This is a genomic window from Micromonospora sp. NPDC051227 (assembly GCF_044455385.1).
In the GTDB taxonomy this organism is placed as follows: Bacteria; Actinomycetota; Actinomycetes; order Mycobacteriales; family Micromonosporaceae; genus Micromonospora.
Genome location: NZ_JBITET010000012.1, coordinates 48,508 through 70,502 on the forward strand (window position 1 = coordinate 48,508; position 21,995 = coordinate 70,502).

Annotated in this window: 18 protein-coding genes and 4 pseudogenes; 5 read left to right on the forward strand and 17 right to left on the reverse strand. The window is 71.8% G+C overall.

Going from position 1 to position 21,995, the window contains the following annotated elements; translation table 11 throughout:
• Positions 1 to 50 precede the first annotated feature (50 nt).
• Complete coding sequence (locus ACIA47_RS25255) at positions 51 to 512, forward strand: MarR family winged helix-turn-helix transcriptional regulator (protein WP_396711006.1); 462 nt, start codon at positions 51 to 53, stop codon at positions 510 to 512.
• 248 nt (positions 513 to 760) lie between these two features.
• Here the strand turns inward: ACIA47_RS25255 and mctP are convergent, their stop codons facing one another.
• The 7 genes from mctP to ACIA47_RS25290 form a co-directional block, all read right to left on the reverse strand.
• Positions 761 to 2,410, reverse strand: coding sequence for a monocarboxylate uptake permease MctP (gene mctP, locus ACIA47_RS25260; RefSeq protein WP_203126261.1), 1,650 nt, complete (start codon positions 2,408 to 2,410; stop codon positions 761 to 763).
• Positions 2,410 to 2,652, reverse strand: a complete 243-nt coding sequence (locus ACIA47_RS25265) for a DUF3311 domain-containing protein (protein ID WP_112582616.1) — start codon at positions 2,650 to 2,652, stop codon at positions 2,410 to 2,412. The genes mctP and ACIA47_RS25265 overlap by 1 nt, the downstream gene beginning before the upstream one ends.
• Before the next feature lie 153 nt (positions 2,653 to 2,805).
• On the reverse strand, positions 2,806 to 3,984 hold the full coding sequence (locus ACIA47_RS25270) for a bifunctional RNase H/acid phosphatase (protein WP_396711007.1): 1,179 nt from the start codon (positions 3,982 to 3,984) through the stop codon (positions 2,806 to 2,808).
• Positions 3,985 to 3,987: 3 nt separating this feature from the next.
• Positions 3,988 to 4,725 (reverse strand): zinc ribbon domain-containing protein, encoded by a 738-nt coding sequence (locus tag ACIA47_RS25275; protein WP_112582614.1) that lies wholly within the window; start codon positions 4,723 to 4,725, stop codon positions 3,988 to 3,990.
• Complete coding sequence (locus tag ACIA47_RS25280; RefSeq protein ID WP_396711008.1) at positions 4,715 to 5,587, reverse strand: Nif3-like dinuclear metal center hexameric protein; 873 nt, start codon at positions 5,585 to 5,587, stop codon at positions 4,715 to 4,717. Before ACIA47_RS25280 ends, ACIA47_RS25275 begins: the two co-directional genes overlap by 11 nt.
• A gap of 82 nt (positions 5,588 to 5,669) precedes the next feature.
• A complete protein-coding gene (locus ACIA47_RS25285; protein ID WP_203126268.1) occupies positions 5,670 to 6,242 on the reverse strand; it encodes a flavoprotein in 573 nt (190 codons plus the stop codon).
• Between the two features lie 16 nt (positions 6,243 to 6,258).
• Entirely contained in the window at positions 6,259 to 7,488 is a 1,230-nt protein-coding gene (locus ACIA47_RS25290; RefSeq protein WP_203126270.1) for a helix-turn-helix domain-containing protein, read from the reverse strand.
• 248 nt (positions 7,489 to 7,736) lie between these two features.
• Between ACIA47_RS25290 and ACIA47_RS25295 the strand changes: the two genes are divergently transcribed.
• On the forward strand, positions 7,737 to 8,408 hold the full coding sequence (locus ACIA47_RS25295; protein WP_396711113.1) for a bifunctional DNA primase/polymerase: 672 nt from the start codon (positions 7,737 to 7,739) through the stop codon (positions 8,406 to 8,408).
• Positions 8,409 to 8,826: 418 nt separating this feature from the next.
• Here ACIA47_RS25295 and ACIA47_RS25300 read toward each other — a convergent pair whose 3' ends face one another.
• From ACIA47_RS25300 to ACIA47_RS25320, 5 genes are read right to left on the reverse strand one after another with little or no spacing between them, the layout of a single operon-like run.
• Complete coding sequence (locus ACIA47_RS25300) at positions 8,827 to 9,549, reverse strand: FAD:protein FMN transferase (RefSeq protein ID WP_396711114.1); 723 nt, start codon at positions 9,547 to 9,549, stop codon at positions 8,827 to 8,829.
• Positions 9,550 to 9,598: 49 nt separating this feature from the next.
• The gene (locus tag ACIA47_RS25305; protein ID WP_396711009.1) at positions 9,599 to 10,201 is read right to left on the reverse strand and encodes an FMN-binding protein; all 603 of its coding nucleotides are present in this window, start codon (positions 10,199 to 10,201) and stop codon (positions 9,599 to 9,601) included.
• 12 nt (positions 10,202 to 10,213) lie between these two features.
• Positions 10,214 to 11,632 carry a ferric reductase-like transmembrane domain-containing protein gene (locus tag ACIA47_RS25310; protein WP_396711010.1) on the reverse strand — a complete coding sequence of 473 codons (1,419 nt, stop codon included), beginning with the start codon at positions 11,630 to 11,632 and terminating at the stop codon, positions 10,214 to 10,216.
• Positions 11,629 to 13,011: a DUF1501 domain-containing protein gene (locus tag ACIA47_RS25315; protein ID WP_396711011.1), complete on the reverse strand. Its 1,383-nt coding sequence runs from the start codon at positions 13,009 to 13,011 to the stop codon at positions 11,629 to 11,631. The genes ACIA47_RS25310 and ACIA47_RS25315 overlap by 4 nt, the downstream gene beginning before the upstream one ends.
• Before the next feature lie 8 nt (positions 13,012 to 13,019).
• Entirely contained in the window at positions 13,020 to 15,101 is a 2,082-nt protein-coding gene (locus ACIA47_RS25320; protein WP_396711012.1) for a DUF1800 family protein, read from the reverse strand.
• 431 nt (positions 15,102 to 15,532) lie between these two features.
• Between ACIA47_RS25320 and ACIA47_RS25325 the strand changes: the two genes are divergently transcribed.
• Complete coding sequence (locus ACIA47_RS25325) at positions 15,533 to 15,790, forward strand: DUF3040 domain-containing protein (RefSeq protein ID WP_091409372.1); 258 nt, start codon at positions 15,533 to 15,535, stop codon at positions 15,788 to 15,790.
• A 46-nt stretch (positions 15,791 to 15,836) separates the two neighbouring features.
• Here the strand turns inward: ACIA47_RS25325 and ACIA47_RS25330 are convergent.
• From ACIA47_RS25330 to ACIA47_RS25345, 4 pseudogenes are all read right to left on the reverse strand, one after another.
• Positions 15,837 to 16,064: pseudogene (locus ACIA47_RS25330) on the reverse strand (hypothetical protein); the annotation flags it as partial.
• Between the two features lie 86 nt (positions 16,065 to 16,150).
• Positions 16,151 to 16,739, reverse strand: a pseudogene (locus ACIA47_RS25335) (SWIM zinc finger family protein); the annotation flags it as partial.
• Positions 16,736 to 19,501: pseudogene (locus ACIA47_RS25340) on the reverse strand (DEAD/DEAH box helicase); the annotation flags it as partial. The pseudogenes ACIA47_RS25335 and ACIA47_RS25340, both read right to left, overlap by 4 nt.
• 77 nt (positions 19,502 to 19,578) lie before the next feature.
• Positions 19,579 to 20,101, reverse strand: a pseudogene (locus ACIA47_RS25345) (ATP-dependent helicase); the annotation flags it as partial.
• A 184-nt stretch (positions 20,102 to 20,285) separates the two neighbouring features.
• Here ACIA47_RS25345 and ACIA47_RS25350 point away from each other — a divergent pair.
• The gene (locus ACIA47_RS25350; RefSeq protein WP_396711013.1) at positions 20,286 to 21,158 is read left to right on the forward strand and encodes a carbohydrate kinase family protein; all 873 of its coding nucleotides are present in this window, start codon (positions 20,286 to 20,288) and stop codon (positions 21,156 to 21,158) included.
• A gap of 29 nt (positions 21,159 to 21,187) precedes the next feature.
• Here ACIA47_RS25350 and ACIA47_RS25355 read toward each other — a convergent pair whose 3' ends face one another.
• Positions 21,188 to 21,706 (reverse strand): DinB family protein, encoded by a 519-nt coding sequence (locus tag ACIA47_RS25355; protein ID WP_396711014.1) that lies wholly within the window; start codon positions 21,704 to 21,706, stop codon positions 21,188 to 21,190.
• A gap of 82 nt (positions 21,707 to 21,788) precedes the next feature.
• Here ACIA47_RS25355 and ACIA47_RS25360 point away from each other — a divergent pair, with 82 nt between their 5' ends.
• Complete coding sequence (locus ACIA47_RS25360) at positions 21,789 to 21,995, forward strand: hypothetical protein (RefSeq protein WP_088949546.1); 207 nt, start codon at positions 21,789 to 21,791, stop codon at positions 21,993 to 21,995.

Here is a 21,995-nt window from a genome sequence, read left to right on the forward strand (position 1 = left end):
ACTCCTCAGATAGCTGTATCGTACAGGTACTTATTCTGTATCATACAGCTATGAGCGACGACCACGACGAGAGCACCCTCGGCCGGATCGAGACCGAGGTGGCCCTGCTGATGCGCTTCGGCGAGGCCACCCGGCGGGCCACCGGCACGGCCGAGCACCGGGTGCTGGACCGGGCCGCGTACGTGATCCTGCGCCACCTGGCCGACGCCGGCCCGCAGAACGTCTCGGCGCTCGCCGCCCGACTCAACCTGGACGGCTCGACAGTCACCCGGCAGGTCTCCGCGCTTCAGCGGGACGGCCTGATCACCCGTACCCCGGACCCGTCCGACGGGCGCGGCACTGTCATCTCCCCCACCCCGGCTGGTCTCCAGCGGATGGCCGCCGTCCAGGCCGCCCGCACCCGGCTCTACGGCGACATGCTGTCCGACTGGACCCCCGAGGACCGCTCCACCCTGGCAGCCCTGTTGGGCCGCCTCAACCAGGCCCTGATAAACCGCAACCGCCCCCGCTAACCCCGCCAAACCCCACCACATCCCCACCCCCACCCCCACCCCAGCCCCACCCCGCTCCAGCTTCGTCGATCTTGCGGTTTCGGTAGCGACCAATCGGCATTAATCAACGCCAACCGGGCACCACAACTGCAAGATCGACGCGGGAGAGCACGCGGGAGAGCACGCGGGAGAGCACGCGGGAGAGCACGCGGGACACAGATACGCCCGGGCTCCGACACACGTCGGCGCCCGGGCGTTCGTACCTGAGGTCAGGCGACTGGCTCGCGGGCCGAGTCGGCGTCGCGGTCGGTGCCCGGGGTGACCCGGGGGTCGCCCTCGTCGGCGAAGTAGTCGTCCGGCTCGGTACCGTCGACTCCTTCCTCGACCTTCGCGGCCCGCAGCGCCAGCGTCACCAGCGCCGCCACGGCCAGGTTGACCGCCACCGCCACGATGCCGACGTAGATCGTCCGGGTGGTGTCGAACCCGAACTCCGACAGCGGGAACGCGGAGCCGCCGAAGTGCTTCCGGGTCGGGCTGGCCACCTGGTAAAGCATCCACATGCCCAACCCCATGCCGGCTACCCAGCCGACGATCAGGCCGGTGCGGTGGAACCAGCGGGTGTAGAGGCCCAGCGCCACCGCCGGCAGCGTCTGCAGGATGATCACGCCACCGATCAGTTGGAGGTCGATGGAGAACTGCGGGTCGAGGAAGACGATGCAGGCCACCGCGCCGACCTTCACCACCAGTGAGGTGATCTTCGAGACGGTCGCCTCCTGGGCCGGGGAGGCGTCCCGCTTCAGGTACTCCTTGTAGATGTTGCGCGTGAACAGGTTCGCCGCCGCGATCGACATGATCGCCGCGGGCACCAGCGCGCCGATGCCGATCGCCGCGTACGCGACACCGGCGAACCAGTCCGGGAACTGCTGGTCGAACAACAGCGGCACGATGGTGTTGTTGTCCACGCTGCCGGCAGACGCCCCGGGCAGCGGCTTCACCCCGGCCGCGATGGCCATGTAGCCGAGCAGGGCGATCAACCCGAGCAGCAGGCTGTACGCGGGCAGCGCCGACATGTTCCGCTTGATCACGTCGCGGTTCCGGCTGGCCAGCACACCGGTGATGCTGTGCGGGTAGAGGAAGAGCGCCAACGCCGAGCCGAGCGCCAGCGTCACGTACTGGAGCTGGTTGTTGCCGTTGAGCAGGATGCCGTCGTTCGGGTTCGGCGAGGCGTCGAACTTCGCGTCCGCGGCGGCGAAGATGTCACCCCAGCCGCCCAGCTTGTACGGCAGGTAGACGACCGCCACCAGGATCACGATGTAGATCAGGCTGTCCTTGACGAACGCGATCAGCGCGGGCGCGCGCAACCCCGACTGGTACGTGTAGGCGGCCAGGATGGCGAACGCGATGATGATCGGCAGGTGCCGGGCCAGCGCGTTGTCGCCGGTGACGCCCATCGTCTTGAGGACCGCCTCGATGCCGATCAGCTGCAACGCGATGTACGGCATGGTGGCGACGATGCCGGTGATCGCGATCAGCAGCGCCAGCACCGGCGAGTCGAACCGGTTGCGGACGAAGTCGGCCGGCGTGACGAACCCGTGCCGGTGCGACACCGACCAGAGCCGCACCAGCACCAGGAAGACCAGCGGGTAGATGACGATGGTGTACGGCACGGCGAAGAACCCGGCCGCGCCGGCACCGAACATCAACGCCGGCACCGCCACGAAGGTGTACGCGGTGTAGAGGTCACCGCCGACCAGGAACCAGGTGATCCAGCCGCCGAAGCTGCGCCCGCCCAGCCCCCACTCGTCCAGGTGCGCCATGTCCTTCGGTGCCCGCCAGCGGGCGGCCACGAAGCCCATCGCGCTGACCAGGAGGAACAGCAGGGAGAAGACGATGATCTCGGTGAGATGGTCACGCCACATCAGCGGCCTCCCCGCTTCTTCGTCATCTGGTAGACCAACGTGGTGGTGCCGACGCCGAGCAGGATGAAGGCCAGTTGCAGCCAGTAGAAGCGCGGGAAGCCGAAGACCCGGGGCGAGTCGCCATTGAAGAACGCCGGGATCAGCGGCACCACGATGGGGATGAAGAGCAACCAGTTCCAGGGGCTGTGGTCCTTCGCCCTGGACGGCGCCGTGGTGGGCGCCTCCGGTTCGGGTGCAGTCATCTGACACACCTCCGGGGAGTCGAGGCTTTGGCTGTAACGGCCGGAGGCTACGACTCTGTGATGGCGGTCACCTTGCCCGATCGGAGGGTGCTGCGCCGAACGGCTGGCCGCCTGCGCCGAACGGCGCGGGCCACCAGCCGAAGGGTGACCGGATCAGAGCGCGGCGAGGTGGGCGGTGTCGTTGACAGTGCGCACGGCCACGCCGCCGTCGGGCCACATGTCGAGCACCGAGATGCCGGCTGCGTCCAGGAAGAGCCGGTGCAGGAAACCGTCACCGGCCGCGAGGGCGTCGCGCAGCACCAGCTTGATCGGCGAGACGTGCGAGACGACCACCACGGTCTCACCGGGGTACGCGGTGAGCAGCCCCGAGATGACGCGGTGCGCGCGTTCAGCGACCTGGGTGAACGACTCCCCGTCCGGCGGCGCGATCCGGGGTGAGGCGAGCCAGGCGTCCATCTCCCCCGGCCACTGCTGGCGTACCTCGGCGAAGGTGCGCCCCTCCCACTGGCCGAAGTCGCACTCGATCAGGTCGTCCTCGGTGCGGACCGGCACGTCGCCGCCGAGCGCCTGGGCGATCGACGCCGCGGTGGCCGTACACCGGGACAACGGTGAACTGAGCACGGCCGCGACGGACGGGGCCAGCTCGGCCACCCGGGCGCCGGTGGCGCGGGCCTGGGCCCGGCCACGCTCGGAGAGCGGCACGTCGCCGCGCCCGGAGTAGCGCTTCTGCTCGGTGTACGGGGTCTCGCCGTGCCGGACCAGGATCAGCCGGGTGGCGGTGAAGGTCGGCCGTGGCTCCCAGGAGGCCGGCGCGGTCGCCGGGTCGCTGCCGACGATCGGGGCGGTGGGCGTCGTCGAGGGCTGGCCGGCGGCCGGCGTCGTCGCGGGACGGGCGGGGGCCGCGGTCGCCGGGGGACGACCCGCGGCGGCGTCCATGGCGGCGTTGGCGAGGGCGTCGGCGTGCCGGTTCTGCTCGCGCGGGATCCAGCTGAACCGGACCGCTGTGAACCGGCCCACCAGCGCGGCGGCCTGGGCGGCGAGGGGCCGCAGGCCGGGGTGTTTGATCTGCCACCGGCCGCACATCTGCTCGACCACCAGCTTGGAGTCCATCCGGACGTCCACCTCGGCGGCACCCAGCTCGGCGGCGGCGGTCAACCCGGCGATCAGGCCCTGGTACTCGGCGACGTTGTTGGTGGCCGTACCGAGCGACTCGGAGCGCTCGGCGAGCACCTCGCCGGTTTCCGGGTCGCGGACCACCGCGCCGTAGCCGGCGGGGCCGGGATTGCCCCGGGACCCACCGTCGGCCTCCATGGAGACCACGCGCGGCGCCACGACCTACAGGCCCGACTCGTTGGTGCGGACCATGATCCGTCGGCAGTCCTCGCAGCGGACCACGTCGTCGGGGGCGGCCTTGCGGATCCGGGCCAGGTCGGCGCCGGACAGGTCCAGGCGGCACCCGCCGCAGCGGCCCCCGGTGAGCAGCGCGGCACCCAACCCGGTGTCCTCGCGAATCTTGTCGTACAGGTTGACCAGGTCGCTGGGGAGGTCGGCGGCGAGCGGCTGACGGGCGCCCCGCTTGAACTCCTCCTCCTTGGCGATCTCGGCCAGCGCTTCGTCGCGGCGCTGCTCGGTCGCGGCCCGCTTGTCCCGGGTCTCGGCCAGCCGCTGCTCCACGCCGTCCAGTACGCCCTGCGCGGTTTCCCGCTGCTCCATCAGCTCCAGCTCGGCGTCCTCCAGGTCGCCCTGGCGGCGCTTGAGCGAGACCAGCTCGTGCTGGAGCGCCTCCAGCTCGCGGGCCGGGCCGGTGCCGGCGGCAAGCCGGTTCTCGTCCTTCTCCTTGCGGGCCCGGACCTGCTCGACGTCCTTCTCCAACCGGGCGATGTCCCGGTCCAGGTCGTCCACCGCCACCTGGGCGCGGACCCGCTCGTCCTCCATCGACGACAGCTCCCGGGCCAGCGACTCCAGCTCGGCCCGCTCGGGCAGCGAGCGCCGGCGGTGCGCGAGCTGGGCGAGGTTGGTGTCGATCGCCTGGAGGTCGAGCAGGCGGCGCTGCACCTGAGGGTCAGCCTTCACGGTCGGGCTCCTTGTCGTCCACAGCGGGTGCGGCGGCGTGCACGGTCCACGGGTCGGTGTCCAGGTCGGACACCAGCGTCTCGACGTCCAGCGCCTCCCGCAGGAAGGCGGCCAGGTCGTCCAGCCACGGTCGTTCGGTCGCCCAGTGGGCGGCGTCGATCAGGGCGGGACCACTGGCGGCGAGGTGCTCGCCGGCCGGGTGGTGCCGCAGGTCGGCGGTGAGGAACGCATCCACCCCGGCGGCGGTAGCGGCGCCGAGGAAGCTGTCCCCCGACCCGCCGCTGACGGCGAGGGTACGAACCATACGCCCGGGATCCCCCGCCGCGCGAACTCCCCAGGACGTGACGGGGAGCACCGCTGCCGCGTGCCGGGTCAGCTCGGCGAGGGTCATCGGCTGGGGCAGTTCGCCGATCCGGCCGAAACCCCGGTCGTCGCCGTAAGCGGGCGAGCCGGGCGCGGGTCGTTGAAGTGGGCGCAGACCGGTGAGCCCGAAGCGGGCGGCGAGGGCGTCGGAGACGCCCGGGGAGGCCACGTCGGCGTTGGTGTGCGCCGCGTAGAGCGCCACCCCGGCCCGGATCAACTGGTGGATGATCCGCCCCTTGAAGGTCGTCGCGGCGACCGAGGACACCCCCCGCAACAGCAGCGGGTGATGCGAGACGATCATGTCCGCGTCGGCGGCGAGGGCTTCGTCGACCGTCTCGGGCACCACGTCGACCACGCAGAGCACCCGGCGGACCGGGGCCGCCGGCTCACCGAGCACCAGGCCCACCCGGTCCCACTCCTCCGCCCAGACCGGCGGAAAGCGCCGTTCCAGCGCGGCCACCACGTCGCTGACTGTGGGGGCGGATCCGCTTGTGCTCACGGCCGGCCAGCTTACCGGCGTCGGGGCGGCCGGGCGGTGACACCCGGCCCGGCCGCGTCGGGTGGAAGATCTGCCGGACGCGCTAGGCGGCGCTCCAGGAGACGGTCGGCAATGCGGCCAGCGGCATCGCCCAGGGGAAGGCGTGCAGGTGCTGTTCCCCCGTTCCGGGCGGGTGCAGAGCGATCACATCGTCGCCGAAGAGCACCGTGACGCCCCACTCGGCCAACCGGGCCACCCCGGCACGGAACGCCGGGTGGCAGGCCATCGCCGCGTTGGTGTACGGCACCGCCACGATGGGGACGCCCTTGCCCTGGGCCTCGACCAACAGCCCGAGCGCCAGCGTGTCGGTGATCCCCGCGGCCCATTTGTTGACCGTGTTGACGGTGGCCGGGCAGACGATCATGGCGTCGGCGGGCGGCAGCACGTCCGGGTCACCGGGGTTCTTGTAGTGCGTCCGCACCGGATGACCGGTCTGCCGGATCAGGGCCGACTGGTCGACGAACTTCGCGCCGTCCGGCGTGGTGACCACGCAGACATCCCAACCGTCCTGTTGGGCGAGGTCGACCAGACGACCGACGTGCCGGGCCAGCGGCGAACCGCAGGCGATGACGTAGAGCACCTCGCGGTGCCCGCTGTTGTGCGCTGCACCGGCCATCAGACCGGCTCCGCGCTCATACCCCTACTCCCATGTGCTCAGCCAACTCCGCTACCGGAGAAGGCGGCGCACCACGTGTGCGACGGAGGATGTCGGACATCACCTCGTGCGCGATCGGCCGGCAGCGGATCTCCGACGGGGCGAGTCGATCACCGAGCAGCAGCATCTCGCCGGCGTTCGCCACGTCACCTATCTGGGCGTACCCGCGGGCGATGTCGAGCAGGTGGTGGGCGCGGCGCTCGGGCAGCAGCGCGTTGAAGGGAGCCTCCGCGATGCGCAGCTGGTGCACCTCCACGGCCCGCCCCCCGTCGCCCAGCTCCACCGCGGCGGCGGCCCGGTGCAGCTCGACGTTGGTCGGGCCGAACGACGTCCAGTAGTGGTTGTGGTCGCCGCCGAGCAGGGTGGCGGCCTCCTGAGCAGCGTTGATCAGGTCGTCGACGCTGGCCGAGTCACCGATGCGGGACGCGGCCATCGCGCCCTGGAGCAGCAGCATCCCGTAGACGGAGAGGCGGGCCGGCGAGACCTCGTTGCTCCCACCCGGTGCCAGCCGGTTGGCGATCTGGACGTTCAGCTCCAGCGCGGGGCGGGCCCGCCCCATCGCGACCAGGGCGTTGCACACCCGGGTGGTGGCGATCCCGGCGAGCAGCGGGTCGTCGGCCCGCTGGGCCACCGCCATCGACCGGTCGGCGGCCAACCAGGCGAGCTCGCACTCGCCGAGCTTGCGCAGCACCGAGGAGGCGATCTGGTAGACCTGGCCGAGCAGGTGGGCCGCCTCGGCGGCCTGCTCACCGCCGTAGGCGGCGTCGGCCGCCTGGGCGTCGCGCAGCAGCTTCGGCAGCGCCCGGGTGAGCATCCCGTAGCGGCCGTACTGGTAGGTGAGCCAGGCGTGGTTGACGGCCTTGCGCATGTCGTCCATCGGCGGCGGGTACGGCACCGCGTCGAAGTACGCGCTCATCGAGTCGTAGCGTTCCAGCGCCGCTCGGATCTCCTGCACCTCGACCTGGTCGATGCAGTTGAGGGCGTCGGCGCGCCGCTCCGGGTCCTTGCCCATCAGCAGCTGGACGTCCATCTGAAGGATGTCGGCGATCTCGTAGAGGACGGAGAACTTGTCCAACCGTCGGACGCCGCGTTCGACCTTGTCCACCCAGCTCTTGGACTTGCCCAGCCGGTCCGCGAAGACCTGCTGCGACATCTTGCGTCGCCCCCGCCAGTAGGCCACTCGCCGTCCTATGGGTAGCTCGTCCATCTCCCCATCCTCCCCTGCCACCGACGACCAATCGAGTCGGGGCGATGTCCGCGGGTGCGGCGACTGCCGTTCATTTTCAGGTTTTCGCTGGTCGCACAGGATGTACGTCAGCCGTACAGGTAGTCCTCGTACTTTTCGTGCAAGTTGCACGAGCCGTTCGTCAACCTCAACGATCGTGGGTTACGGCAGTGACGGCGCTCTACATGCGACCTGGCGAAAGCCGGGCCCGACGAGAGGAGTTGGCACACATGTGGGGGAATGTCGTACCGCGCGTTGCCGAACTGTCGCCGCTGGAACGGGTCCGGCTGCGCCGGGTCGCCATCCGGTACGCCGTACACGGCTGGGAGGTCACCCCGGGTGCCTGTCTGGCCCGCAGCCGCTTCGTCTGCGGCCGGGCCGGCTGTCCCACAGTGGGCTGCCACCCCGCCCTGGAGAACTGGGAGCTGGCCGCCAGCGCCGACCCGGCCCGGGTGGCGACCTGGTGGCGGAGCCGACCGCACGGGGTGCTGCTGCCCACCGGCCGGGCCTTCGACGTACTGGAGGTGCCCGCCCACCTGGGCCGGCACGTGCTCGACGCGGTCCAGATCCACCCGGCCGGCACCGGCGTACGCGGACCGGTGCTGGTCACGCCCACCGGGCGGTGGATGTTCCTGGTCCGCCCCGGCGACCCGCTCCGACCGGAGTTGGAGCACTGCTTCCACGTGGTCCGGCACGGGCCGGGCTCGTGGATCCCCGCGCCACCCACCCGGCTGCCGGAGGGCACGGTTCGCTGGGCGGTCGCCCCGGAGCAGGTGCGCTGGCAGCTTCCGGATTCGTACCTCGTGCAGAACACGTTGATCGGGGCGCTGCGCGCCGCCGGGGTGACGCTCGCCCCCGACCTGCTCCCCGGTCACCTGCCGCTGCCCCGACGAGGCATGTGAAACCGGCCCGGTCGACGATTCGATCCGGTGCCTGACAGCGTCGCCGAGGCGTCGGTCCTCGTTGACAGGGGGACGGTGCGAACGCGCGCCACGAACGGGGGAACGATGTCCACCAACGACAGAGCGCCTCACCCCGGCGGCACCGAGCCGCCCCGGCGCAGCCACCCGGGGCGCCGGTGGGCCGGCACCCGACCGTCCGGGTCCCGCCCCGGCCGCCCACGCCCCACCGGCTCCCGCCCAGCCGGCACCCACCGCCCCCTCCGCTAACCCCCACCCCTCCCGCAGCACCCGCGCGCCGCCCCACCCCTCCAGCTCCCCGCGATCTTGCACTTTCTGTCCCGACAATCTCCACACAGCGGGGCAAAAGGCCAACCGAAACTGCAAGATCGCCGGGGTACGGGGGCGGGGCAGCGCGGGGTTAGTTTGTTAGGGGGAGGGTTGCGGAGTGGTGCTGACGGGCGTTGTCGGTTATCGCCGCGTGAGTGTGGTCGTTCAGGCGGGCCAGCCAGTTGAGGCCGGGGGTGCCCATGGCGAGGGCGGCGGTGGCGTACGCGTCGGCCAACCCGAGGTCGGTGCCGACCACCGTCACGGAGCGCAGCCCACTGGCGGGTGCGCCCCGGCGCGGGTCCAACACGTGCCGGCCCCGCTCGTACACGCCGGACGTGGCCACCGCCAGGTCGGTCCCGGTGAGCACCAGGCAGGCCGCCATCGCGTCCCACGGGTGCCGGATGCCGATACGCCACGGCTCCCCGGACGGCGACAGACCCCGCACCCGTACGTCGCCGCCGGCGTTCACGCAGTGGTTGACGGCACCGGCGGCGACGAGGCGGTCCGAGGCGACCTGAGCGGCCCACCCCTTGACGAAGCCGGACGGGTCGAGCCGACCGGTGGCGTACGCGTCGAAGAACCCGTCGGTGGCGCCCCACAGGTCGGCGCAGGTCTCCAGCACGTACCGCAGGTCCGCGGACGCCTCGGAGAGCAGCACCTCACCCCGGTCGAAGCGGCACACCTCGCTGTCCGGCTTGTAGGTGCTGAACCGCGCGTCCACCTCGTGCATCCAGGCAAAGACCTCGTCCGCCAACTCTCGCAGGGTCGCCGGTGGCAGATCGTCGGCGAGGTCCACTGTGATCGCCGTACCCATGATCTGTTCGACCCGGCACAGCCCGGGTCGGGTCAGCGTGGCCCGCACGTCAGAATGCCTGCTCGATGGCGGACCGCAGCGACTGCTTGTAGGAGTTGCTGGTCTCGGTGGCCCCGGAGACGGTGTTGAGGTTCGCGTTCTGCTTCTGCACCACCTCGCCGCCCCTGCCGTCGTAACGGTTGCGGACGTCGCCGCTGTGGATGTCGGATTCACCCCCGCTGGGCAGCGACAGCGCGACGGCCTCGACGATCCGGCTACCCGAGACGACGATCTGCACCTGCACGTACCCGTACTCGTTCTCGAAGCCGTTGCCGGTGACCCGGCGGGTGGTCGACTGGGGTGCCTTGGTGGTGGTCCGCGGAGCGCTGGGGGCCTTCGTCGTCTTGGTGCCTGACGGGCGGGAGGTGGTCTTGCCGGGCTTGGGCGACGTCGACGGCTTGGCGCTTCCCGATGACGTCGGCGTGGCGCCGGTCGGGTCGGTGCCCGGCGCACCCGCTGCGGCGCCGGGGTCGGTGCCCGGCCCGGAGGGGTTGACCGGCTGGGCGGTCGGCAGGTTCTGGGCGACGTGGCTGGTGCCCGGCGAGCCCTTGAACACCACCAGCGCGGTGGTGCTGGCGGCCAGGCCGGTGATCGCGAGGAGCGCGCGACGCATGGGGTGCCCTTCCTACAGCTCGAACGTGGCCAGGTGGATCTGCCGTCGGGGCACGCCGGCCCGCCGCAGCGCACGCACCGACTGTTCCACCAGACCGGGCGGCCCGCACAGGTAGACGTCGCGCCGGGCCACGTCGGGCACCAGTTGCCGCAGCCCGTCGGGGCTCATCAACTGGCGGGGGCCGGGGTCGTCGCGGGAGCCGATGACGTACCAGACGGAGGTGTCGCGTTCCTGGGCCAGCCAGTCCAACTCGCGGCTGAGCAGCACATCGGCCGGTGTGCGGGCCCGGTAGATCAGCGCGGCGCCCGGCGGCAACTCCTCCAGCATGGCCCGGATCGGCGTGATGCCGCTGCCACCGGCGATCAGCAGCGCCCGCTCACGGAGCCGGTGCGCGGCGGTGAAGGTGCCCGACGGGCCTTCGGCCCAGACCCGGGTGCCCGGTTCCAGGTCGCGCAGGTCGGCGGTGTGGGTGCCGACCACCTTGACGGTGACCCGCAGCCAGCGCCCGTTGGCGGCGGCGGAGACGGAGAACGGGTGCGACTGCCACCAGCAACCCCGGGTGAGGAACCGCCAGCGGAAGTGTTGGCCGCCGAGCATCGCCAGCCGGCCGAGCCGCTCCCCGGTGAGGTAGATGGAGATGGTGTCGGTGCTCTCGGCGACCACGTCGGCGACCCGCAGCTTGTAGCGCAGGTTGAACGCCAGCGGCGCGATCACGCGGCCCCACAGCAGGGCGGCGATCACCAGCAGGTAGAGCGCGATCCAGCCGTTGCGCACCGGGCCGGGCTTGTACAGCTGCGCGCCGTGGGTGAACTGGTGGCCGAAGCCGAGCAGCAGGATCAGGTAGCTGGACAGGTGCAGCAGGTGCCACATCTCGTAGGGCAGTGCCCGCCGGATCGCCCGGATGCTGCTGAACCCGACGAGCATCATGATGGCGGTGGCGACGAACGCCGAGACCATGTCCTCGTAGTCGCCGAGCAACGTGCCGACCTCGGCGAGGATCGACTGGTTACGCAGGTCGGCGTAGCCGACCAGGATCAGCGACATGTGTGCCAGCACGGTGACCAGCAGGGTGGCGCCGATGTCCCGGTGCCAGCGGGCCATGTGCTCGCCGCCGATCCACCGTTCCAGCACCGGCAGGCGGCTCATCATCAGCACCTGCACCAGCAGCAGGTAGCCGGCGACCAGGCCGGTGATCCGGCCGGCCGAGGTGACGGTGGCCGCGGTGGTCCGCAGCGATCCGGCGGGGGTGCCCAGCCACCACGGCAGCACGGCGGCGAGCAGGCCGACCAGGAGCAGCACGCCGAGCAGCCGTCGGCCGCCGGGCCCGCGCCGGGCCGGGATCTGCGGGGGTACGGGTACCGCCGACCGGCCGCCGTGCCGGGACGAGGTCCCGGTACGACGGCCGGCGGCGTGGGTGTGCGAATGCGTCACGCGTACAGCTTCATCGGGGCGTACTTCTGGCGGGGGAAGACCTTGTCGACCTCCGCGTTGGTGAGCCCGAACCGGCCCTGCGCCACAGCGCCGTAGACGTTGAACATGTTGTTGTACTCCGGCACGTCACCGGAATCCAGCTTGTCCAGACCGTTCCAGGTGCCGAGCAGCGAACCGGCCAGCTTCTTGCCGGACAGCAGGGTGACCACGCCCCCGTGCCCGTGGTCGGTGCCGTTGTTGTTGGAGCCGACCCGACGGCCGAACTCGCTGGACACCATGATCGTCACGTCGGCGGCCTTCGGGCCGAGGTCGGTGAAGAAGGCGGCCATCGCGCTGGCCAGCTCGTTCAGCCGACGGTACAGCTGGCCGCCCTCGCGGGTGCCCTGGTTCTCGTGGGTGTCGTAGCCACCCATGCCGACAGTGGCGACCCGAACGTTGGCGCCACCCTTGATCAGCTGGGCGAGTTGCTGGAACGCGTTGCCGACGCCCTCGTACTTGACGCCCTCGGCGGGCTGGTACGGCTTGGCGGCGAGCTTCTGGGCGGTGGCCAACGCGCCCATGCCCTCCTGCACGGCTTCCTCGACCGGGTGGTTGATCCCGGTGAAGAGGCCCTTGATGGCCTTCTCGGTGGCGGCCCGGAACCGCTCGTCACCGTTGAGCCGCAGGGAGCCGACGTTGTTCAGCGACAGCGCGCCGTTGTTGCCGACCAGCGAGCGAGGCAACGTGCTGCCGATGCCGACGCTGCGGAACGCGGTGCCCTTGCCCAGGTTGTCGACCAGACCGTCGAGCCAACCCCGGCCGCCGGTCTCGTTGGGCAGCCCGCCCAGGTTGCAGGCGTCCGCGGCCTGGAAGTGGCTGCGGGACAGCCGCTCGTCGGAGACCGCCGGGATGAAGCCCAGCTGACCGGCCGTGAGCCACTTCTCCAACGGCTTGAACGCGCCGGTCAGCTTGAAGCCGCGGCCCAGGGCCAGCGAGTCGTTGCCGAGCAGCAGGTCGGGCCGAGCCTTGTTGAGCACGGCGTCGTTGTCCGGCGCGATCAGGCTCAGGCCGTCCAGCCCGCCGTAGAGGAAGACGTGGATCAGGGTGCCGGTCTTGGTTGCCGCGAACGACGCCGAGGTGGTGACGAACTGGGCGGTGGCCAGCGCGGTGGCGGTGGCGGCGGCACCGGCGACGAAGGTTCGCCGGGTCACGCCGCGACCGTCCTGCTGCGCCTCCTCTAGGTCCTCCAGGGTGCGGTACCTGTCGAACTCGGCGGCGTTCTCGGCGGCGACGATGTCCGCCTCGGCGCGCAGCAACGCCTCGGCCGGGTTGTCGGCCAGCCGTCGCACGTCGGGGCATTCGGGGTGCAGGGGGAAAGAGTTGTACACAGTCTTCTCCATCGGGTGCCTCACCGGAGGTGGTGCTGGGGGGAAGCGAGGATCGCCCGCGCGACGGCGGTGATGGCCCCGTTGAACGTGGCGTCGACCTTGGTGGTCGCCGCCACACCGGCCACGCCGAGGATGAGGTTCTTCTCCCGCGTGCTGAACTTCTGGCCCACCAGCCGCAGGGAGAGCGCGTCCACGTACGCCCCGGCCGTCGCCGGCGGCTTGGCAACCAGCTTCTCCGGCGGCGTGTACGTGAAGGTGGTCCGGTAGCCGGCGAGGATCTCGCCCGCCTCGTTCCAGCCGTTGACCATGGCGCCGGCCGAGGTCCAGGCGACGTAGACGTCCGGGTAGCCGTCCGGGGTCGGATGACCCATCGGGGACTGACCCAACTCGCGCATCTTGTCGTGGATCTGGCGCAGACCCCTGGCGTACGGGGTGCGCTTGCTGTCGCCGTTGTTGTGCTTCGGCGACGCCTCCGGCGAGACGCCCAGGGTGCGGTACGTGGCGACCAGGTACTCCATCGGCCGACGCACCTTCTGGCCCACACCGGCCCAGAACTCCGAGGAGCAGAACAGCGTCATCAGGACCGGCTTGATCATGCCCTTGTTGGTGGTGTACGTCTTGGCGAGCCGGTCCACCAGGGACTTCGGCGGGGTGTCCGAGACGAACCGGGTGGCCAGGCTCTGCGCCACGTACTTCGCTGTCGACGGGTGCGTCGCGATGTAGGTGATGTACGCGTCGATCGCCGCTTCGGCCTTCTTCGGGTCGGCCGAGTTGTTCGCGTGGGTGAAGCCGAGGATCTTCACCTTGCCGACGTAGTGCTGCTCGGGGCGGAAGACGTACTTGCCCTTGTCGTCCACACCGCGGCCGGTCTGCAACATGGCGGCCTGCCGGACGTCGGGCTCCTTGTAACCGCCGTCGACGCCGACCGAGTAGAGCTCGAGGTTCTCCCGGGCGAGATTCTCGTTGATCGCGTCCTTGCGGGAGTCCTTCTGGTTCAGGTAGATCAGCAGCGCCGGGTGCTTGTTCGCGGCGACCAGCATCTCCGGGTAGCTGCCCAGCGCGTGCTTGCGCACGACGTCCTGGTCGAACGAGTTGCGGTACACCTCGCCGCCGTCGAAGTCCGCGGCGACGTGCAGGAAGTCGTTCCAGAAGTCGACCATCACCTCGAACAGCTGGCGCTTGGACCAGATCTGCCGGGCGATGGTGGCGTCGACCATCTCCCGCTCCGGGTGGGCGTCCTGATCGTTGAGCTTGTCCCGCTGGTCGCGCAGCTGCTGCACGGAGAGCTTCTGGGTCGGCAGTTCGGCGAGCTTCAGCTCGCCCTTGCTCGGCTCCAACTTCTCCGGGTCCAGCTGGGCGCGGATCCAGGCGTCCATGCCCTCGCGCTTGATGTCGGCGACCACCGCAGGCGTCACGCCGAAGGTGGTGCGCCGGGCCAGGTGCAGGATCGGGTCCTTGGCCAGCACCGTCTTCACTGTCACCTTGGTCGCCGCCGCGGCAGCGGCCGGGCCGGAGAAGGTCCGCCCACCGACCGGCGCGTTCTTCTTCAGCGCCTCACCGGCCCGGGAGCCCATGTAGCTTTCGTTCTGCTCGGTGTAGGTACGCACGGTGCTGGGCTGCTGGCCGCTGGGCCGCGCCGCGGTGCCGTCGGTCACCGTGCTGCCGGTCGCGTCGCCGGCCGCCGCTTCGTCGCCGAAGAGGCCACGGATCTGCGGGGTCATGGCGAGCGCCGCGCCACCGGCGACGACGGCGGCGGTGCCGCCGAGGGCCACCATCGCCTTACGTCGGCCGACCTTGCGACCCGGCTCGTTGTCATCGTCGAGGGTGGGCAGTCCGGTACCGGCCGGTCGTGCCGGGGCCGGACGGCCAAGGCCCTCCGGACCGACCCACTGCGGACCGCGCGGGGCGGGCGCGGGCTGCCCGGCGTACTGCTCACGCGGGTCGGCCTGCGCGGCGTAGCCGCCCTGGTAGGGGTGGGGCGAGTCGTAGCCGTAGGGCGCTGGCGTGTGGGGGTCGCCGTAGCCGTCAGCGTTGGGGTGCTGATGTCCGTCCCAACCGCGGTCGTCCCGCGGTCGACGTGGTGGCACATTCTGGTCGGCCATGTACCAATCCCGATTTCTGATGAGCGCCGGAAGCTGCTACCGGGCAGGTGCGGCAGGTGCGGCGACTGTTGCCTGAGGGGGTTGCTACGGCAAGGTAACCAAGGCCCCAGGGCCCTTCAAGGCGGCCGGAACCCACTCGTGAGGGCACTTAAGACAGCGCTCAGTGCGACGTCGGCGGTGGGCGGCGGGATGCACCTGCCCGAAGACCTTCCCAGCAGGGCCTACGCGCGGCAGTCGAGCACGGATCGGACCACGCCGCCGTACGCGACAGTTTCGGCGTCGTTCACCACCAAAGGCAAACTTAAGGTTCAGGTAAGCCGGACATGAGGCGCGCTCGCGTGGAGGAAAAGTAGCAGTAGCGGGCGAGCGTGAGCCGCCACCGCAGCGGGTATGCCGCCGAACCGCTGAACGCGTGAGGGGGAGGCAGCGCCATGCTCAGCAAAGAGGATCAGCGCAGATTCGACCAGATCACCCGTCAGCTCCGGGAAAGCGACCCGGCCTTCTTCAACCGGCTGGACCATCGGGCCCGAGCCCGAAGGGGCCGCTACCTGATGTTGTTGACCATCGTGCTGTGGGCGTCGCTGCCGGCGATAGCCGTGTTCGCCGGTCGACTCACCGGCGCGATCTGCGCGGTGGTGCTGGTGGCCAACGCCGCGATCATGTGGCGGTTCCGCCGCCGCTGGACGTGACTGCTCAACCGCTCGACGGGACGGCTCGACCGGTGGACGTGACAGCTCACCTTTCGGCCGGACCGAACGCCCGGTACGCGCGGCGCAACCGTTCGAGCAGTCCCGGCCCACCGATGGCCGGCGCCGGCGCTCCGAGCTGGCGCAGCAGCAGGTCGGTGCCGGTCACCAGTCGGGGCGGCCGATCCGGCAGCGGCACCGGCGCTGACCAGAACCGGTCCGCCGTATCCGCCAGCGACGTCGCCGACAGCCCGGCGAGCGCCCGGGCGGCACCGACCGGTGCCACGGCCTCCACTGTCGACAGCACACCGTCCGGTTCGGACGGTGGGTCGACCGGTGGGGGCGATGGGGTGGCACCGGTGGTCGCGGCCCGCCGGGCGCGGAGTTCGTCGAGCAACTCCGCGCGGGACCGACCGCGCCAGTGCAGCAGCTCGAACGGGTCCGCGTCGAACGCCTCGGCCAGCAGGTAGAACGTCGCCGCGAGGTGCTTGCACGGCACCGCGAAGTCGGGGCAGTTGCAGCGCTGGGTCAACTCGTCCACGGCGGCCGGGAAGAGCGGCGCGCCGGCGGCGGCGAACAGCTCCTCCAACTCGTCGGGGAGGTCCCCGGCGAGCAGCCGGGCGCTGAAGAACGCCTGCCCGGCCAGCTCGTCCTCGATCCGGGACCAGAGCGCCGCCGGGAACGGCTTCAGCGCGATCGACACCTGGTACGGCTGTGGCCGGGAGCCCTGCACCACAGCGTCGACCCGCCCGGGTGTGATGTCGAGCGTGAGCACCTGACCGGCCCGCGCGTAGGACCGGCCCCGGGTCAGCCGGGTGCCGAGCGCGAACGACTCCAGCACCTCCAGGAAACGCCGCGACCACCAGGACCGGCCGATCGCGCCCCGGGCACTGCGCGCCCGCAGACCCCCGTCGACCCGACGCGGGCGCCCGTAGTCGGCGAAGTCCGTCACTCCACCACCGCGCCGGCTTCCAGGGCGAACAGGTCCCGCAACTGGCCGGTGGACAACTCGGTGATCCACTGCTCGCCGGTGCCGACCACCCGTTCGGCGAGGCTGCGCTTGTCGGCGATCAACGCGGCCACCTTCTCCTCGACAGTGCCGGCGCACACGAACTTACGCACCTGCACCCGCCGGCGCTGCCCGATCCGGAACGCCCGGTCGGTGGCCTGGTCCTCGACCGCCGGGTTCCACCACCGGTCCACATGCACCACATGGTTCGCGGCGGTCAGGGTGAGCCCCGTGCCGCCGGCCTTGAGGGAAAGGACGAACAGCGGCGGACCCTCCGCCGACTGGAAACGCTGCACCAGGGCGTCCCGCTCGGCCTTGCCGAGGCCACCGTGCAGGAAGAGCACCTCCCGGCCGAACCGCGCCGAAAGGTGACCCCGCAACATCGCACCGAACTCGGCGTACTGGGTGAACAGCAGTGCCCGCTCCCCCGCCGCCAGCACCTCCTCCAGGATCTCGGTGAGCCGAGCCAGCTTGCCGGAGCGGCCCTCCAGCGGTGAGCCGTCGCGCAGCAACTGGGCGGGGTGGTTGCAGACCTGCTTGAGGCGGGTCATGGTGGCCAGCACCAGGCCGCGTCGTTCGATGCCGTCGCTGGTCTCGATCCGGGCGAGCATGTCGTCGACCACCACCCGGTACAGCGCGGCCTGCTCCGCGGTGAGGTTGCAGAGCACCTCCATCTCCAGCTTCTCCGGCAGGTCGGAGATGATCGACGAGTCGGTCTTGAGTCGGCGCAACACGAACGGGCCGGTGATCCGGCGGAGCCGCTCGGCGGCCTCGGCGTCGCCGTGCCGCTCGATCGGCTCGGCGAACCGTTTGCGGAACGTCGCGGCCGACCCGAGCAGACCCGGGTTGGCGAACTGCATGATCGACCAGAGGTCGGCGAGGCGGTTCTCCACCGGCGTACCGGTCACCGCCACCCGCTGCCGGGCGGGTAGCGCGCGAACCGCCTCGGCCTGCCGGGTCGACGCGTTCTTGATCGCCTGCGCCTCGTCCACCACCACCCGGTGCCAGTCGATGCCGGCCAGGTCGGCGGCGTCGCGGGCGGCCACCGAGTAGGTGGTGAGGACCAGGTCCGCGCCGTGTGCGGCCGCTGTGAACTCCGCCCCCCGCGCCCGCTCGGCACCATGGTGTACGTGCACCCGCAGCTCCGGGGTGAACCGGGCCGCCTCCCGCTGCCAGTTGCCGACCAGCGACATCGGACAGACCAGCAGGGTCGGCCCGGCCTCCGGTGGGTCCCCGGCGAGCAGCGCGAGCAGTTGCACGGTCTTGCCCAGCCCCATGTCGTCGGCGAGGACACCGCCCAGGCCGAGTGAGCGCAGGAAGGCCAGCCAGGCCAGTCCCCGCTGCTGGTACGGCCGCAGCGCCCCCCGGAAGCCCGGTGGCGGGTCCAGTGGGGTGAGCCGCCGCTCGACCGCGCCGGCGAGCAGGTCGCCCAGCGCCCCGTCGGCGGTCACCTCCAGCACCGGCAGCTCGCCCGTGGCCTCGCCGTCGGCCAGCCCGAGGCGGAGCAGGTCGGCGACGGTCAACTCGCCCGCGGAGCGGAGCAGGCGCAGCCCGGCCGCGAGCCGCCCCGGGTCCAGTTCGACCCACCGGCCGCGGAGCCGTACCAGCGGGGTCTTCGTCTCGGCCAACGCCGCCAACTCCTCGGCGGAGAGCGGCTGGTCACCGAGCGCGATCTCCCACCGGTAGTCGACCAGGGCGTCCAGACCGACACCGGCATCGGCACCACCCACAGTGCCCGGCGCGGTGCGGCTGCGCGCTCGCAACCGGGCGCCCAGTCGTGCCGACGGACGCTGCCACCAGGAGGGCAGCAGCACCCCGAAGCCGGCCGCGTGCAGCACCGGGGCGCCCGCACTGAGGAACCGGTGCGCCCCCTCGACGTCGAGTTCCATCGCCTCCGGGGCGGCGGTGCGCAGCGCGGCGTCCAGGTCCGGCCAGAGCCGGCTGGCCCGGCCCAACTCGGCGAGGAGCGTCTCCTGCGGGCTGGTCGTCCGGCCAACCAGGCCGCCGAGGGTCTGCGGCGCTCGCCAGATGTCCCCGGCGTCGACGTGCAGGCCGGGTTCGTCCGCGGCCTGCAACCCGAACTCCAACCGCCAGCGCCCGGCACCGATCGCCCCGACCGACACCGGCGCGCTGTCGGCGGGCACCGGCACAGGCGCACCGTCGGCGGGCACCGCCCGGGTGGCCAGAATCGGTTCGGTGACCTCGTCTGGGGCTGGTTCCACCAGGCGGAAACTGGCCCGCACCGGGCCACCGGCGGCATCGCGCTGCCAGGCGTCCAGTTCCGCGGAGAGGGTGGCCAGTCCGGCCGGGTCGATGGTGAAGTCCCGCTGCGGGCCGGCGAGCGCGGCCAGCCAGGCCGGCGCCGGACCACCCGGGCGCAGCCCCCGGGCCAGCGTGGTGGTCGCCAGCGCAGCCCGCGCGGCGGCGTCGGTCAACGCGTCCAGCGCGTCCGCGACCAGGGCGGCAGCGGTCAACTCAGGCCCGCCCGAACCAACGGTCGTCGCAGCGGAGGTAGCGGCACTCCCGGTGGGCCCCTGAGCAGCGGCGGCGGTGGAGGGCAGCGCGGCGGCGGGTGCCGGCAACGCGGCGATGGCGGGCGGCAGGACGGCTGCTCGGGCGGCCGGTGGCAGGGCCAGCGCCAGCGAGCGCGCCCAGGCGGCGTCGGTGCCGGTCAGCAGCGGACGCCAGACCGCCTGCGCGGCCACCTGCCCAGCGGCGCCCGACGCCGCCGGCGCGCCAGCGCCGGGCATCCAGTCACCCGTCGTCGCGCCAGCGCCGGAGGTCTGGTCGGCCGCCGGCGCGCCAGCGCCGGGCATCTGGTCGGCCGTCGTCGTGCGCACGCCGGGGAGGACGCGGCCACGGGTCACCAGGTCGGCGGCGAAGTCGGCCAGCTCGACGAGGTGCCGCAGGGTGGCCCCGGCCACCGCCGGGATGCCGTCCAGGGCCTGCAGCAGCGAAAGGGCGTCGTCCGGGGCGTACACCAGGGTGGGGACCCGCCACCCGGCCACTGTGAGCCGGGCGCGGGCCGCAGGTGCGACGGTGGTCCGGATCAGCTCGGGTGAGTCGGTCGGCGCGCCCGCCAGGGTGGGCAGGGTGAGCAACGCGGTGTCCGGCCGGCTCGGCTCGGCGGCATCGGCGAGGACGGCGGCCAGGTCGGTGTGCGCGGCGGCGAAGGGGTGCGGGCGTTCCCGGGCCGGCCGGCCCGAACGCGGAGCGGGGATCGGTGCGGCGCTGTCCTCGGCCCAGACGGCGAGGCCGCCGGTCGAGCTGTCGCCGGGCAACCACAGCCCGTGGATGACCAGCACCTGCTCCCCCTAGTCGCCGCCCGCCCCCAGAATAGGCGGCCCCGCTGACCGGACCGACGCCCCCCACCTGCGCGATCTTGCAGTTTGCGTCGACGTTCTGCGAAGAGTGCACGTTTTATCCCCGCAGAAAGCGCAAGATCGCGGGGACTGGAGGTGGGTGCGGCAACGGGCTAGCGTCGGCGTCGTGGTTGATCTGCTGGTTCTTGGCGGGCTCGGGGTGGACGTACGGGTTCGGGTGCCCGCGCTGCCGCTCCCGGCTGCCGATTCCCACACCGTCGAGCCGATCGAGCTGCGGATCGGCAACACCGGCGCCGGGGTGGCGTTGGCCGCCCGGGCGCTCGGCCTGCGCGTGCTGGTGGTCGACACCCTCGGTGCGGATCCGGCCGGTGAGCTGGTCCGGGCGGCGTTGACCCGGGCCGAGGTGCCGGCGTTGCTGGCCGAGCACCGGGGCGGCACCCGCCGGTCGGTGAACCTGGTGGACCCGGGTGGGCGGCGCACGTCGCTGTACGACCCGCGCCCATGGCAGGGTGGTCCACCGTTTCCCGCCACCGAGTTGGCCGCACTGGTCCGCGACGCCCGGCACGTCCACCTCTCGATCATGGACTGGGCGGTGCCGTTGCTGTCCGCCGTGCGGGCTGCCGTTCCGACGGGCGTGGCGCTCTCCACCGACCTGCACGACTGGGACGGCGAGAACACCTACCATCAGCCGTTCGCGGAGGTAGCCGACCTGGTTCTGCTGAGCGGGGTGCGGTTGGGCGACCGGGCCGCGTCGCTCGCCGGCACGCTGGCGCCCCGGACGGTGGTGGTGACCCGCGGCGCGGACGGCGCCGAGCTGTACCCGGGCGACGGCACGGCGGTGCCCGTGCCGCCCGCCGTCCCGGGAAAGCCGCTGGTGGACAGCAACGGGGCGGGCGACGCCTTCGCGGCCGGTCTGATCGCCGCCCGGTTGCGCGGTGAGCCACTCGCGCGTGCCGCCCGGTACGCGGCACGGGTTGCCGCTGCGGCCTGTACGCATGACGGGATGGAGTACCCGCCGGGCCTGTTGCCCACCGGTTGACGGCCGACGGCGTGCGCCGACCCGGAGGCTCAGAGCGCGCCAACCTCGCCGTCGGTCAGCTCGCGCAGGATGTCGGCATGGCCCGCGTGCCGGGCCGTCTCCTCGATCATGTGCACCAGAATCCAACGCAGCGACACCTCACCGAGCTGCGGGTGCGGCACCACGTGGTCGAGGTCGATGCTCGCGGCGACCGCCCGGGAGCGGGCGCAGGCCCGCTCGTACGCCTCGGTGAGCCCGACGATGGTCTGCTGGTCGCTCAGCGTGAAGCTGGCGACGGCGTCCTCCTCGGAGGTCAGGTAGACGTCGCCGGGCTCGGGGGCCAACAGGGTCGGGAACCAGTTCCGCTCGACCAGGGTCAGGTGCTTGACCAGCCCGGCGAGCGTCGTCGCCGACGGCACCAGCCGACGACGGGCGTCGGCGTCGGAGAGACCGCGCAGTTTGCGCAGCAGCACGGCCCGGTGGAAGTCGAGGAACGAGGTCAGGACGGCGCGTTCGTCGCCGGTGCGGGCGAGCACCGGACCGAGCGTGGGATCGATCGTCTGCTCCATCCGCCGACCCTAGCCACGGGCGGGGCGCTCCGCTGCCCCGCTATCCGCTGCGGGCGGACGCCAGGCCGGGCAGGATGGGCGCATGGCTTCATCCGTGCAGATCCTTCTCGTCGGCGGCACGGCGGACGGGCAGACCATCACCGTCGAACTGGACAGCAACGGCCGTCCGCCGCTGACCCACCATCACATCGGCTCCGGTGGGCTGGCCGACGCGCAGATCTACGAGTTGGAGACCGCCCGCGAGGAGGCCCGCGAGTGGCGCTACCGGTGGACCGGCCCGGCGGTGTGA

Bases quoted from the DNA above. Each gene is read 5' to 3' on its own strand.
- ACIA47_RS25255 (WP_396711006.1), top strand. From the start codon at position 51: ATGAGCGACGACCACGACGAGAGCACCCTCGGCCGGATCGAGACCGAG.
- mctP (WP_203126261.1), bottom strand. From the start codon at position 2,410: ATGTGGCGTGACCATCTCACCGAGATCATCGTCTTCTCCCTGCTGTTC.
- ACIA47_RS25265 (WP_112582616.1), bottom strand. From the start codon at position 2,652: ATGACTGCACCCGAACCGGAGGCGCCCACCACGGCGCCGTCCAGGGCG.
- ACIA47_RS25285 (WP_203126268.1), bottom strand. From the start codon at position 6,242: ATGGCCGGTGCAGCGCACAACAGCGGGCACCGCGAGGTGCTCTACGTC.
- ACIA47_RS25290 (WP_203126270.1), bottom strand. From the start codon at position 7,488: ATGGACGAGCTACCCATAGGACGGCGAGTGGCCTACTGGCGGGGGCGA.
- ACIA47_RS25295 (WP_396711113.1), top strand. From the start codon at position 7,737: ATGTGGGGGAATGTCGTACCGCGCGTTGCCGAACTGTCGCCGCTGGAA.
- ACIA47_RS25300 (WP_396711114.1), bottom strand. From the start codon at position 9,549: ATGGGTACGGCGATCACAGTGGACCTCGCCGACGATCTGCCACCGGCG.
- ACIA47_RS25305 (WP_396711009.1), bottom strand. From the start codon at position 10,201: ATGCGTCGCGCGCTCCTCGCGATCACCGGCCTGGCCGCCAGCACCACC.
- ACIA47_RS25315 (WP_396711011.1), bottom strand. From the start codon at position 13,011: ATGGAGAAGACTGTGTACAACTCTTTCCCCCTGCACCCCGAATGCCCC.
- ACIA47_RS25320 (WP_396711012.1), bottom strand. From the start codon at position 15,101: ATGGCCGACCAGAATGTGCCACCACGTCGACCGCGGGACGACCGCGGT.
- ACIA47_RS25325 (WP_091409372.1), top strand. From the start codon at position 15,533: ATGCTCAGCAAAGAGGATCAGCGCAGATTCGACCAGATCACCCGTCAG.
- ACIA47_RS25355 (WP_396711014.1), bottom strand. From the start codon at position 21,706: ATGGAGCAGACGATCGATCCCACGCTCGGTCCGGTGCTCGCCCGCACC.
- ACIA47_RS25360 (WP_088949546.1), top strand. From the start codon at position 21,789: ATGGCTTCATCCGTGCAGATCCTTCTCGTCGGCGGCACGGCGGACGGG.